The sequence below is a fragment of the Thermodesulfobacteriota bacterium genome, assembly GCA_039028315.1.
Taxonomy (GTDB): Bacteria; Desulfobacterota_D; UBA1144; order Nemesobacterales; family UBA2774; genus CR02bin9.
The window spans coordinates 1-12,489 of record JBCCIH010000001.1; the positions used below are offsets into that span (position 1 = coordinate 1).

Below are 12,489 nucleotides of genomic sequence, written 5' to 3' on the forward strand. Positions count from 1 at the left end.
CTATCAAGCAACCGGAAAAAAAGAATATGAGACTACAGCTAGAGAAGTTTTAACTTATGTTTTAAGGGATATGACAGCGCCCGAAGGCGGTTTTTACTCAGCTGAGGATGCAGACAGCGAGGGAGAAGAAGGAAAGTTCTACGTGTGGAGCGAAGAAGAATTAAAAGAAATTTTAGGAAAGGACGATGCTGAACTATTTATTAGGACTTACAATACAAGCGGGGACGGCAATTTTATTGAGGAAGCAGCTGGGCACAAGACAGGAACCAATATACTTCATCTACAAAAACCACTAACCGAGATTGCTTCATCATATGAAATAAGCGAAGATGAGTTTATAGGAAAAATTGAAAACTCCCGTACAAAGCTTTTTAATGAACGCGAGAAAAGAATACACCCTTATAAAGATGATAAGATTTTAGTGGATTGGAATGGGCTAATGATTGCGGCGCTATCTATGGCAGGAAGAGCTTTTGATGAGCCTGAATATACACAGGCAGCCGAAAAAGCAGTCAATTTTATTTTAGATGAGATGAGGGATGAAAAAGGAAGACTACTTCATAGATACAGGGGCAGTGAGGCTGGTATTACTGCCAACGTTGATGACTATGCGTTTTTGATCTGGGGCTTATTAGAACTATATGAAAGTACTTTTAATATTGAATATTTAAAGTCCGCTATATCACTTCAAGAGCAAATGGACGAGAGTTTTTGGGATGAAAAAAACGGCGGTTACTACTTTACAGCCGACCATGCTGAAGAGCTTATTACCAGGCAAAAGGAGATATATGACGGTGCGGTACCATCTGGTAATTCTGCCGCAGGTCTTAACCTTCTTAGGCTATCAAGAATTACTAGCGATATAGAATATGAGCAGAAAGCGGCACAAATTGGAAAGGCATTTTCTGAAACTGTTGAAAGCGGCCCTATGGCATACACTTTGTTTATGACTGGGCTTGATTTTGGTCTGGGTCCATCTTATGAAGTAGTAGTAGTCGGCGACCCTAAGGGTGATGATACAAAAGAAATGATAGATGCCATAAGAAGAACATATAGCCCAAACAAAGTAGTTCTGATTAAAGATAGTAATGATAGTATGGCGATAAGCGATATTGCGGAATTTACTAAAGGTCAGAATATTATAGACGGAAAGGCGACAGCCTATGTATGCTTAAACCATGTGTGCAATCTACCCACCACCGATCTAAACAAAATGCTTGAACTTCTCACACCTGAAAAAAGATGAGATATGTATATAAAAATATATAAGAAATTGAACAAATTAAGAAAACTTCCGCTATAATATAAGTGTATTGATTTTAAGCATTTTGATTTTATAATATGGTGAAAACCTAAGTTAACTAGTTTTATACCAAAACAGCGGAGGGCAGGGAACATGCCTAGAAAAGCCAAGAGAAAAATTAAAGACTTGGTAGAAATGCTCGAAGATCCCGACAATTCTGGATATGTTGGTGATTACGAGGATATGATTGACCAAATGGAAGACGAATTGTCAGAAGTAGATGATCTAGAAGATCATGAAGATATAGAATGATCTCGGCTTTGACTACCATCCCGTTTTAAATAAACCATTAAAACTGAAATTGCAGCAGGGGTAACCCCGGAGATTCTGGTTGCTTGACCAAGTGAATTAGGCCGGACATTGCTGAGCTTTTGTACGATTTCTTTTGATAATCCGGGTATATCATCGTATGAGAAACTCTCAGGAATTTGGAAATCTTCGAGCTTCTTAAATTTATTGATCTGCTCCATCTGCCTTTTTATATAACCCTCATATTTGACCTCCATCTCTATTTGTGAGATGACGTCCGTATTATGTGGATGTTGAACGCTTGTTTCTTCAAATAGTGCGAGATCCATATAGGTAATCTCAGGGCGCCTGAGTAATTCTTTTAAGCTATGGGGTTTTTTAATCGCAGATGCCCCTAGACTAGAAAGAATATCATTCACTTTTGAGTTGGGCACAACTTTAATACTCTCTAATCTATCAAGCTCATTGTTCACGCTATTTTTTCTTAATTCCATTTTTTCGTATTCGTCTTGTTTTAGAAGCCCAATTTTATAGCCGATCTCACCAAGTCTCATATCCGCGTTGTCTTCCCTTAGCACAAGTCGGTACTCGGCCCTTGAGGTAAACATTCTGTATGGCTCGTCAACTCCTTTTGTAACTAAATCGTCAACCATAATTCCAATGTAAGCCTCTGAGCGGTCTAAAATAAATGGATCCTCTCCTCTAACCCTGAGAGCAGCGTTTATACCGGCAACAAGACCCTGGCTTGCGGCCTCTTCATATCCTGTTGTACCGTTAATTTGTCCTGCGAAATAGAGATTTTCTATAAGCTTGGTCTCTAAAGTGGGTTTTAGCTGAGTTGGGTCTACGTAATCATATTCAACTGCATAGCCCGGACGCATAATCTCAACTTCATCAAGACCGTCAATTGTTTTTACCAGCTCATATTGCACCTCGAGCGGAAGGCTCGTTGATATTCCGTTTGGATATATTTCATAAGTGTTAAGCCCTTCTGGTTCTAAAAACACTTGATGGCGATTTTTATCCGGGAACTTAACAATTTTATCCTCAATAGAGGGGCAGTACCTTGGACCAACGCCTTTGATTTCACCAGAGTATAAAGGGGATTTATGAAGATTGTTGTTTATTACATCGTGTGTTCTTTGATTTGTGTATGTTATATAGCAAGGTAGCTGTTCTCGGTCGATTACTGGAGTTGAGAAAGAAAATGGCTTTGGGTTTAAATCCCCCGGCTGCTCCTCTAACATGTCCCATTTTATTGTTCTTCCATCAAACCTTGGAGGGGTACCAGTTTTAAGCCTGCCTACGTTAAATCCGATGCTGCCAAAAGATTCTGATATGCCAGTAGCGGCAGCCTCACCTGCTCTGCCTGAGGATATTTTTGTAGCGCCAATATGTATTAGTCCGTTAGGAAAAGTCCCAGGAGTAACAACCACAGCATCGGCGTAGAAATGCTCGCCAAGGTTTGTCTTAACCCCGGCAATTTTATCACCTTCAACCAAAAAGCCCTCAACCATTCTTTGCTTGATGTCCATTTTTTCTTCAGACTCAAGGGCCTTTTTCATATAAGCTCTGTATGACTGACGATCAGCCTGAACTCTGGTTGCCTGAACCGCAGCACCTTTGCGAGTGTTGAGCCTTCTAAACTGAATTGCAGCATGATCAGCCGCCCGTCCCATCTCTCCGCCAAGAGCGTCTATCTCTTTAACTAAGTGGCCTTTCCCAACGCCGCCAATTGAGGGATTGCAGGACATCAGTCCAATTGTGTCCACATTGGCTGTAAGAACCAGAGTGCGGCAGCCCATTCTTGCAGATGCAAGCGCAGCTTCACATCCCGCATGGCCCGCGCCGATTACTATAACATCATGACTTTTTGGATAACTTATACTCATTATTCAAATTCCTTACAGTAAAATCAAAAGGGAATTTTAAATCCATATGGGCCTAGCGTCAATTATTTAATATGCTTTTTTGGATAAAACCCCTTCTAGATGGTAAAATCCATTTCCACTTTATATGAGGAAGTATAAATGACAACTAAAGAAATATTTGAAAAAGTTGAAAGAAAACTATTTGAAAAATCAGATCAGCTGGATGATATAAGAGGAGTATACAAGTTTGAGTTAGCAGGTCCTCAAGGCGGCACATGGATTGTAGATCTTAGGGAAGATACACTTGGAGTAAGAGAAGCCGAGGAAGAAGCTCAGTGCACGTTCAAAGGCAGTGATGAGAATTTTATTAACTTATTTACCGGCAAGCTAAAACCCGAGAGAGCTCTACTTACCGGAAAGATAAAAATGTCAGGCGACATCGGGCTTGCAATGAAGCTTGGCCAGCTGCTTAGAAAATAGGAATACTATATATTGAAACAAACCCCTGAAAGAATATATGTAGAACAAAGTATAGCGGACCATCCATTCACAAAAAGAGTTTTAGCCAAATTAGATACTGCCCCCATCACATATATTGATGATTATAAAACTATCGGTGAGCTAAAGAGCTTTAACCAAAGAGCGCTTGAAGACAAGAACTCTCTTGCGCTGGCAACAAAAAAGGGTGAGCTTGTAAAAAGTATAGGAAGAATGGAAAGTGGTCAGTTCTATTTGTTTCATGAAATAGACTGCAAATATGATTGTGAGTACTGCTACTTGCAGTACTATTTTCAGACCAAAGTACCCGTATTATTTGTTAATCGAGACGAAGTACTAAAAAAAATTGAAGAGATTCTGAATAGTTACGAAGCTCCGTATTTTCATGTGGGTGAAGTATGTGATGCACTGGCTTTTGATGACATAACGGAATTTTCGATTGATATTGCAAAGCTGTTTAGAAACTATCCTAATGGAACTGTAGAATTTAGAACAAAGAGCACAAATGTGCATAATTTGTTAGCAATAGATGACCCGCCAACAAATATAATCCCCTCCTGGACATTTAGTCCGCAAGTTGTAGCCGATATGATTGAGCATAAAACGCCTTTGGTAGCTGAGCGCATCTCAGCTGCCATGAGATGTCAGCAACAAGGCTACACAGTTGGAGTAAGACTTGATCCCATTATTATGATCCCCGGTTGGGATAACCACTATAAGAAATTAGTACACGATCTTCTAAGCACGCTTGAACCAAAGCAAATTGATTATATATCTCTGGGAACTCCAAAACATAACAAAGTACTACTAGAAACTATAAAGAAAAGGTTTCCTAATAGCCCAACTATTCTGGGCGAGATGTTTCCATCTACAGACGGTAAATACAAATATTTAAAATTCCACAGAGTCTCTATATATAAAAATATGATCTCTTGGATTAGAGAATTTAACCCTGATATTAGGATTGATCTATCTATTGAATCTGATGAAGTAAAAGAGTTGGTATTTGAAACTAGCTAGGCGAGATTTAATAACCATAGGTTTTTAAGCGATCTGCAATTTGCAAGGAATATGCTTTAAGCTCAGGTTCGTTCAGATATGCATAGGCCCTGCTCTTATTTACTCCTGATGAAATGCTCTCAATTTCACTATCCGATGCATTTAGACCGCAAAACTCAGCTGTTGATTTTAGTATTACGCCCGGGTTTTCAAGAAAATCTTCGTATTGTATTTCAATAGCCCTATCCTTGAGATTTGCTACATGTGTTCTTGCTTGTTCTAAATACTCTTCCCATATTGCAAAAGCCTCTTCTAAATTGCCGCCCCTAATATCTACAAACACCCTGTTTCTCATTAGAAACTTCTGCATTAAGTAGTACCAATAAAGCGGCTTTAGGTTAGTGTGTCTGCTTTGGAGCCGATCAAGTCCTCTTTTTCTTCTTGTTATTAAACTGCCAGCTATATCCAACGGGTGTCTATATATATGTATCACTTTTGCATCGGGAAAAAGGTCTAGCCAAAATGGGAGAGTAAAAGTGTTTCGGGGATCTTTAAAGCCCCAAGGAATATCTAAATTTTGCGGGGTTCTGTATTGGTAATAATTTCTAAACCCAAGAAATGATATTACATCAGGTGTTGTCATAGAGAACTCAACAAACTCGCCATAAAGAGCTCTTGCTTGTTTATCTTGTAATAAATATTTGATTGATCCCGGGTCCTCTAAACCAGCGCTCGATTGGGTCAGTAGCCAGTCATTAATCTTACGGAAGAAAACGGCTTCGTGGTTGTTGGTCAGTTTTTTACCTACAAACAGACCAAGCCCTTCAAGCATTTTCGTAAGCATGCTTGTTCCTGAACGGCTCATCCCAATTATTATTATAGGAGACATGATGTATGTGAAACTACACTATAAGCAAAGCTATGACAATGCTTAATAGAATTGAGAAATATCAGTAGTGTATGCGCAAATTTGGAACGTTAGATTGCTAAAAAGCTTCTAAGCACATCGCCAGTATCTGCTTCTGCTAGCTTTTCAAGAGCCCTTTTTTCAATCTGTCTTATACGCTCTCTTGTGAGATCAAACCTTCTGCCAATTTCATCAAGAGTATATGTTCCGTCCTGATCTATGCCAAAGCGGAGCCTAATAATCTCTTCTTCCCTTGGAGTTAGAATATTTAAAGCTTCTCTTATCTCCTGGGTTAGAGCAGTGGTAGCCATTACAGAATCAGGCGCAGGAGCCTTTTCATCTGAAATGAAATCTAACAGAGTAGTTTTTTCCCCGTCCATAATTGGTGTATCAAGACGGGCAGCATCATTAGTGGACTCAAGGATTCTCTTTACACCTTCAACAGATATACCAGCTATTTCTGCAACTTCTTCAGGAAGCGGCTTTCTCCCCATTTCCTTGTGCAGCATAGAGCTTATTCTATATACTTTGCTTGCTTGCTCGAGAACGTAAACAGGAACCCTAATGGTTCTTGTCTGGTCTAGCAGTGCTCTTGAGATTGCCTGGTGTATCCACCATGAAGCGTATGTTGAGAACTTGTATCCTTTAGTATGATCAAATCTTTCAACCGCTCTCATAAGACCAACATTACCTTCTTGGATGAGATCGGTAAGAGGAAGTCCCCTTCCCATGTATCTTTTTGAAATACTAACCACAAGCCTTAGGTTGGCTTTAACAAATCTTTCTTTCATATCAGAGGCGCGTTCAGAAAATACTCTAATAAAGGCGCTTAAGCTCTGAATTCTTTTATTGATTTCTTTTTCACTTGTTCTGCTTTTGGTAGTGGTGGATTGCCTTTTGATAAGGCTTTCTTTTTTCTTGTTCAGTTTGTCTATGTTGATTGTAAGTTCAATTGCTTTTGCTTCGCACTTTTTGATCTGGGCTGAAACTTCGACCTCTTCTTTTGCAGTTAGAAGAGATTCTACCGCCATATCTTTAAAATATACATATAAAAGTCTGAACTGTTCATCAGGAGTCCATTTGTTTTCATCCTCATTCTCTGCAGTTGCCACGGTTGGAGTATCTTCAATTTCAACGCTAAATTCAGGCTCGTCCGCAGATATATTGTTGTCAGCTATATCTATAGACTGATAGGATTGATCCTCTTCCTGATTAAACTGTTCAAGTCCCTCTATTTCAGTTGGAACCTGCTGTTCAACTTCTCTAAATTTTCCTGTTTTCATAATTTCACCCTTAACCGATGTACTACGTGTTGCATTGTATTAACCCCGCACCCTTAAGACCCTGGTATGAGCTTGTTCAACTGTACAACTATACGACTTTTGGGCTTCTATGTCAAGCCTTTTTCTTCGCATTTGCAAAAAAGTTTTTTAGGATAAAATTATTAAGTAATTACAGTGCATTGAGTCATATCTCTACGCAATAGCTAACAGCTATTTTGCGTCTCTATTGCATAAATTAGATCAGTAACTCAACGTTTCTTTGTTATCTTCAAGAGACTCATTATAGACTCGGCCTTTGTTAAGGCTTTCGACAAACACTTCGCCGCCTTCGTTACTTTGATACAATGCAGCATAGTTCCAAGCTTCTTGGGCTGTTTTGAACTTACCTACTTTAATAAGATTCCAGACTTCTCCCCTTGAGTTAGAACTGGTAACTATATAAGCGTCGTACCCTTTTAGTCTTAATTCATTAGTAACTTCATTCGCTTGATCAATGCTCCCAAAAGCAGCAACTTGCAATCTATAGGTATCTTGATCTACGAGGCTAACGTCCAAGGACTCAACTTGAAGTCCATTGTTCAAATTATCCGTGGACTCTTGTGCGGCTATGAGTAATGGAGTATTGACCCCTTCGTTATCTTGTGCATCTTCTGTAATAAATGGCGAATCATTTCTCTCTTTCTGAGCAGGCTGTACTCTGCCTTTGTAATATGTTGAAGTTGTGTCTGGAGTTGAGACTCTAGGATCTTGTACAGAATTATCATTTTGAGAAAGGGCTACGATCTCATCGTCCATGCTATATGAATTATTATCTTGTATTGTTTCGTTCTGAGCTGATTGAGGCATTTGATCATTAGTAAAATTTGGATTATCTACTCTCATCCCTAAGTAGACTCCAAGAACGAATACAATTATCAAAACAAGAAAATATCCAATTCCACTTGCAAAGCCTCCCTTTTTCTTGTTTGGCCCCGCAACTATTAGTTGTGGCTTAAGCTTTGTCATTTTAAAAACCCCCCTTTATACTAGACCCCTATCTTCTAGTTACTCGCGTGACTCAGTTTTATTTAACCCAGTTTTATTTAACCCAGTACTAAATTACACAAAACCCAATTCTGTTAAAACCAATGCACACAGCATACAAATGCAAACAGCATGCAAAAAATAATTTTTGGTGCCGAAGGGGGGATTTGAACCCCCATGAGCACAATGCTCACTGGATTCTGAGTCCAGCGCGTCTACCAAATTCCGCCACTTCGGCTTCATTGGAGACATAATATACCCAGACCACTTAATTTTATCACAGATATTCATATGAAGCTATATCATAATTTATAAAAAATATTAACGATAATTAATCTGAGAATAGCACTAAAACGCCTGTATATGTGAAAAGATGGTTTTGGCTCTGAATAGGAGCAAATTCAGAATTTCCAAAAAACCCTATAATAGGAATATTGCCTAATGCACTGCTAATGTATGCGGTATCAATTCCATGATGGCCGTAAAGCGAAGATCCTCTAGCACAACAGTTAAAATATAGTCCAAAACGATAAGGACTCTCGGAGTTATGATTTAAAGTTATTCTATCAAGCATCTGCTTAAGATCTTCTCTTGCCATCTCGGGGTTTCTAAGTGTGAACCCGACAACTTGTCCATCCTTTACATTCTGCGGCACTGCAACATATCCCGATTTTGGATCAACCCCGATTAAATTCCTTACAAGATACTCGCTGCCTTGTATATCGGCTTGATCCGGGTCTGGAGGAAAAGCTACAAAGACAAGACGAAGTAGATCCATTGGTTCTTGCAGTATGCCATTTGGTATGCGTTTTTTTAATACCTCAAAAGCCGGCTCCCCATCTAGCTCAGATATAATATTTTTGTTGGACCCAGTTATTACACATGGAGGTCCAATTAACTGGCATCCTTGAGTTATATCAACTTTGTATGAGAAATCTCCTTCTAAAAGCATCCCGGAGACGGCGCCCGAGGCTACGGTATCTTTATAGAACTCAAAGGTATCATTAATTCTAGGATCTTCTGAAGCACTCGCACCAACTATATCGATCTCTCCCATTTTAGATTCAATACCTTTAAACAAAAGCTCCGGATGAATATGAAAAGGATCGGGCAGTAGTGTTAAAAGTGAGTTTTTACCATTTGTAGATTTCAATAACTCACCGATCTCCTCTCCCGCTTTTGTACCACCTGAGCCAAGTTGATAAATGACAAAGGGATTAGATTTGATTGATGAGGACGATACAACTAAAACTACGATGCCGGGCTTTGCTTCAATCTCAGTCTCGTTTGAAAGAACTCCGATAGCGCTGCATCCAGAAACATTATCCGTCTTTGTAATGTCACAAACTACTCGCAGCATTTCCTGATAATTTGCCCTATGCGGGAAAGTGCAAAAAACCATTGCCCAGTCAGCCTTATCCATACAAGCATTTTCCATCGCAAACTTAGCTGCATCTTTAGCCGCTTGTATGCTCTCTGACTTATCAGAGTATCCGCTGCCGGCCTTAATCATTTTCTATCCTAGGGGCTTTCATTGAAGCATAAAAATACGCGTCAATATAAAAATATCAATTTCCCCAAGATATTATTTTATTTGGCGTAATTTTTATTACGGGGAGCCCTAATTGCATAAGGCCCATCTTTGAGTATTGCTCATATTTACCACAAAGAGCTTTGATAGAGTTATTATATTCCTCGCCCTCGATGAGCACTTCGGCAGTGCCTTGAACAATAATGTAATAAAGTTCAGTCCAGTCGTCAGAATATTTATCAACAATGAAAGAAACTCTAGGGTTATTCTCTATATTTCTTAGTCTTTTGAGTTTTTTTATTTCTTTTGTTTTAGGTTTAGCGTCTATTGGTGAATATATAAATTCCCCTTTATAAACAAAACATATTGGCACTGTAAGAGGTATTCCTGCCTCATCAACACTTGCCAATCTGGCAATATTATGAGAATTAATAATTTCTGTATAATTTATTGTGGATGAACTAATTTTCGTTAGCTCCTGTATATATCTTGAATTATGATCTATGTCTTTTATAATACCTTGTTTTTATTTAGGGTGATTTTGTAATTTTTGGTCAAGAGAGAAAATGGAAAACGCAAAGATTTTCTGCGGAACTTCTAATGCGTCTTTGGCGCAGGCTATTTGCAAGTACCTAGATGTTCCGCTCGGGAAAGCTGAAATAAGAAGGTTTAGCGATGGGGAACTTTCTACCGAAATTTCTGAGAGTGTTCGGGGGTCGCACGTTTTTGTAATACAGTCTACGTGTCCTCCTACAAATGAACATATCATGGAACTTTTAATCTTAACTGATGCTCTTAAAAGAGCTTCTGCTGGATCTGTTACAGCCGTTATACCTTATTATGGTTATGCAAGGCAGGACAGGAAAGTTAAGCCAAGAGCACCAATTTCTGCAAAGCTTGTTGCAGACCTCATAACAACCTCTGGAATTGGCCGCCTTGTCACAGTTGATCTGCATGCAGGACAAATCCAGGGCTTTTTTAATATTCCCGTAGACCACGTCTATGCAGCGCCCGTGTTACTTAAACACATAAAGGAAAATATGAACAATGAAGATCTTGTAATCGTGTCTCCAGATGCAGGTGGGATGGAGCGGGCAAGATCATTTGCCAAAGCGCTTAATGCAGGACTAGCGATGACTGATAAGAGAAGGCCGAATCCTAATCAAGCTGAAATAATGAATGTAATAGGAGATGTTGAAGGAAAATCTGTTGTCCTGTTTGATGATTTAGTAGACACCGCGGGTACTGCAATACAAGCGGCCAAAGCTCTACTCAATCATGGCGCCAAGAGTGCTTCACTGTGTGTTACACATGGAGTGCTTTCCGGCAACGCAGTAGAGAGGATAATAGAATCAGACCTTGATGAAGTTATAATTACAGATACTATACCCCCCAGTCAGGAAATGTTAGATTGTGAGAAATTTAAAGTACTCACGATTGCGGATCTTTTAGGGGAGTCAATTAAAAGAATAACAACTGGAGTATCCATAAGCAGTCTTTTTGACTATGTGAATTAGGGTACATGGAAGGAGCTTAAAATGGCACAGAGCACATTAACAGTATTGAAAAGAAAAAGAATGGGAAAAAGCGGGGCTAGAGAAATAAGAAAAGAAGGCAATGTTCCTGCTGTACTATACGGAAAAGGCACTGAGCCTATATCACTCGTCATAAATCCATCGGAGCTTAAAACCGCGCTTTCAACTGAAGCAGGCGAAAACACTCTTTTAGAGATAAAGCTAAAAGAGGGAGAAGCTAAAATTCCTAAGTTATCACTACTTAGAGAAATCCAATACGACTACTTAACCAACAAACCGATTCACTTTGATTTTCAAGCTTTAGACATGAAAGAAAAGATCACTGTAGATGTCCCTGTTAATGTAGAAGGCAGGGCTATCGGAGTTAAAAACGGCGGTATTTTAGAGGAAGTCCACAGGGTAATCAGCGTTGAGTGCCTCCCTACGAATATCCCAAATTCATTTACTATAGATATAACTGAGCTGGACATAGGTCATTCTATCCATGTTAGTGCTTTAGAGGTAGAAGATGACGTTACAATACTTTTGGATCTGGAAGATACTATTGTTACAATTCTAGCTCCTAAGGTTGAGGAAGAACCTGTTGCTGAAGAAGAAGTTGAGGGCGAAGAAGGTGCAGAAGGCGAAGAAGCTACAGAAGAAACTAAAGAAGAAGGTAGCGAAGAGGGTAGTTAACCCTAATGATATTAATCGTTGGACTTGGGAACCCTGGAAAGAAGTACACAGAGACCAAACACAATGTTGGTTTTTTAGTATTAGATGAATTAGGAAAAAGGGTTGGAGTTGATATTGGGAAGGAAAAGTTTTTAAGTTTATGCGGTGAGGGTTTTGTAGAAGACAAAAAAATTCTATTGATAAAGCCGCAAACTTTTATGAACCGCAGCGGGGATGCGGTAATAAGTGCTTCGAATTTTTATAAGATTTCCCCAAAAGAGATTATTGTGGTACATGATGAAATGGACATTTCGCTTGGCAGAATAATGATAAAACCAGGCGGGGGAAGCGCCGGGAATAATGGGATAAAATCTATTATTTCAAATCTTGGTACTAAAGACTTTATAAGGGTTAGAATAGGCATTGGAAAACCTTCTAATAAAGAACAAGGCGCAAATCATGTGCTATCGAGTTTTAGTAAAAGTGAGTCTGAAAGGATAGAAGATACAATTATGACAGCTAGTGATGCAGTATTAGAAATAATTAATAATGGTCTTCAAAGCGCTATGAATAAATACAACGTAAAAACTAGAAATAACGAAAACATAGAACAAACAAGTTCTCATTAATTAAAGG

Annotated in this window: 13 protein-coding genes and 1 tRNA gene; 7 read left to right on the plus strand and 7 right to left on the minus strand. The window is 39.1% G+C overall.

Features of this window, described 5'->3' with window-relative positions; translation table 11 throughout:
• Both AAF462_00005 and AAF462_00010 read left to right on the plus strand, forming a co-directional pair.
• On the plus strand, nucleotides 1–1,246 hold a 1,246-nt coding region (locus tag AAF462_00005; protein MEM7007497.1), incomplete at its 5' end, for a thioredoxin domain-containing protein.
• A 150-nt stretch (nucleotides 1,247–1,396) separates the two neighbouring features.
• Complete coding sequence (locus tag AAF462_00010; GenBank protein ID MEM7007498.1) at nucleotides 1,397–1,555, plus strand: hypothetical protein; 159 nt, start codon at nucleotides 1,397–1,399, stop codon at nucleotides 1,553–1,555.
• Here the strand turns inward: AAF462_00010 and mnmG are convergent.
• Nucleotides 1,537–3,447 (minus strand): tRNA uridine-5-carboxymethylaminomethyl(34) synthesis enzyme MnmG, encoded by a 1,911-nt coding sequence (gene mnmG, locus AAF462_00015; GenBank protein ID MEM7007499.1) that lies wholly within the window; start codon nucleotides 3,445–3,447, stop codon nucleotides 1,537–1,539. The genes AAF462_00010 and mnmG overlap by 19 nt on opposite strands.
• 135 nt (nucleotides 3,448–3,582) lie before the next feature.
• Here mnmG and AAF462_00020 point away from each other — a divergent pair, with 135 nt between their 5' ends.
• Together AAF462_00020 and AAF462_00025 are read left to right on the plus strand one after the other, a co-directional pair.
• The gene (locus AAF462_00020) at nucleotides 3,583–3,903 is read left to right on the plus strand and encodes an SCP2 sterol-binding domain-containing protein (protein MEM7007500.1); all 321 of its coding nucleotides are present in this window, start codon (nucleotides 3,583–3,585) and stop codon (nucleotides 3,901–3,903) included.
• A gap of 12 nt (nucleotides 3,904–3,915) precedes the next feature.
• Nucleotides 3,916–4,941 carry a spore photoproduct lyase family protein gene (locus AAF462_00025; GenBank protein MEM7007501.1) on the plus strand — a complete coding sequence of 342 codons (1,026 nt, stop codon included), beginning with the start codon at nucleotides 3,916–3,918 and terminating at the stop codon, nucleotides 4,939–4,941.
• A gap of 7 nt (nucleotides 4,942–4,948) precedes the next feature.
• On the opposite strand, the gene AAF462_00030 is transcribed toward AAF462_00025, so the two are convergent.
• From AAF462_00030 to AAF462_00055, 6 genes are all read right to left on the minus strand, one after another.
• Entirely contained in the window at nucleotides 4,949–5,809 is an 861-nt protein-coding gene (locus AAF462_00030) for a sulfotransferase (protein ID MEM7007502.1), read from the minus strand.
• An 89-nt stretch (nucleotides 5,810–5,898) separates the two neighbouring features.
• Nucleotides 5,899–7,110 (minus strand): sigma-70 family RNA polymerase sigma factor, encoded by a 1,212-nt coding sequence (locus AAF462_00035; GenBank protein MEM7007503.1) that lies wholly within the window; start codon nucleotides 7,108–7,110, stop codon nucleotides 5,899–5,901.
• A gap of 240 nt (nucleotides 7,111–7,350) precedes the next feature.
• Nucleotides 7,351–8,115, minus strand: a complete 765-nt coding sequence (locus tag AAF462_00040) for an SPOR domain-containing protein (GenBank protein ID MEM7007504.1) — start codon at nucleotides 8,113–8,115, stop codon at nucleotides 7,351–7,353.
• A gap of 167 nt (nucleotides 8,116–8,282) precedes the next feature.
• Nucleotides 8,283–8,371, minus strand: a tRNA-Leu gene (locus AAF462_00045).
• A 93-nt stretch (nucleotides 8,372–8,464) separates the two neighbouring features.
• On the minus strand, nucleotides 8,465–9,646 hold the full coding sequence (locus AAF462_00050; GenBank protein MEM7007505.1) for an FIST N-terminal domain-containing protein: 1,182 nt from the start codon (nucleotides 9,644–9,646) through the stop codon (nucleotides 8,465–8,467).
• 55 nt (nucleotides 9,647–9,701) lie between these two features.
• Nucleotides 9,702–10,181: a TIGR03668 family PPOX class F420-dependent oxidoreductase gene (locus AAF462_00055; protein ID MEM7007506.1), complete on the minus strand. Its 480-nt coding sequence runs from the start codon at nucleotides 10,179–10,181 to the stop codon at nucleotides 9,702–9,704.
• Between the two features lie 49 nt (nucleotides 10,182–10,230).
• Here AAF462_00055 and AAF462_00060 point away from each other — a divergent pair, with 49 nt between their 5' ends.
• Genes AAF462_00060 through pth form a run of 3 tightly spaced genes read left to right on the plus strand, consistent with a single transcriptional unit; the run spans nucleotide 10,231 to nucleotide 12,482 of the window.
• Nucleotides 10,231–11,181, plus strand: coding sequence for a ribose-phosphate pyrophosphokinase (locus tag AAF462_00060; protein MEM7007507.1), 951 nt, complete (start codon nucleotides 10,231–10,233; stop codon nucleotides 11,179–11,181).
• A gap of 21 nt (nucleotides 11,182–11,202) precedes the next feature.
• Nucleotides 11,203–11,874: a 50S ribosomal protein L25 gene (locus AAF462_00065; GenBank protein ID MEM7007508.1), complete on the plus strand. Its 672-nt coding sequence runs from the start codon at nucleotides 11,203–11,205 to the stop codon at nucleotides 11,872–11,874.
• Nucleotides 11,875–11,879: 5 nt separating this feature from the next.
• A complete protein-coding gene (gene pth, locus AAF462_00070; GenBank protein ID MEM7007509.1) occupies nucleotides 11,880–12,482 on the plus strand; it encodes an aminoacyl-tRNA hydrolase in 603 nt (200 codons plus the stop codon).
• The last annotated feature ends 7 nt before the right edge of the window (nucleotides 12,483–12,489 follow it).

Excerpts from the sequence above, each read along its gene's own strand:
- AAF462_00065 (MEM7007508.1), top strand. The coding sequence starts at position 11,203 with ATGGCACAGAGCACATTAACAGTATTGAAAAGAAAAAGAATGGGAAAA.
- AAF462_00010 (MEM7007498.1), top strand. The coding sequence starts at position 1,397 with ATGCCTAGAAAAGCCAAGAGAAAAATTAAAGACTTGGTAGAAATGCTC.
- AAF462_00040 (MEM7007504.1), bottom strand. The coding sequence starts at position 8,115 with ATGACAAAGCTTAAGCCACAACTAATAGTTGCGGGGCCAAACAAGAAA.
- pth (MEM7007509.1), top strand. The coding sequence starts at position 11,880 with ATGATATTAATCGTTGGACTTGGGAACCCTGGAAAGAAGTACACAGAG.
- AAF462_00020 (MEM7007500.1), top strand. The coding sequence starts at position 3,583 with ATGACAACTAAAGAAATATTTGAAAAAGTTGAAAGAAAACTATTTGAA.
- AAF462_00030 (MEM7007502.1), bottom strand. The coding sequence starts at position 5,809 with ATGTCTCCTATAATAATAATTGGGATGAGCCGTTCAGGAACAAGCATG.
- AAF462_00050 (MEM7007505.1), bottom strand. The coding sequence starts at position 9,646 with ATGATTAAGGCCGGCAGCGGATACTCTGATAAGTCAGAGAGCATACAA.
- AAF462_00060 (MEM7007507.1), top strand. The coding sequence starts at position 10,231 with ATGGAAAACGCAAAGATTTTCTGCGGAACTTCTAATGCGTCTTTGGCG.
- AAF462_00035 (MEM7007503.1), bottom strand. The coding sequence starts at position 7,110 with ATGAAAACAGGAAAATTTAGAGAAGTTGAACAGCAGGTTCCAACTGAA.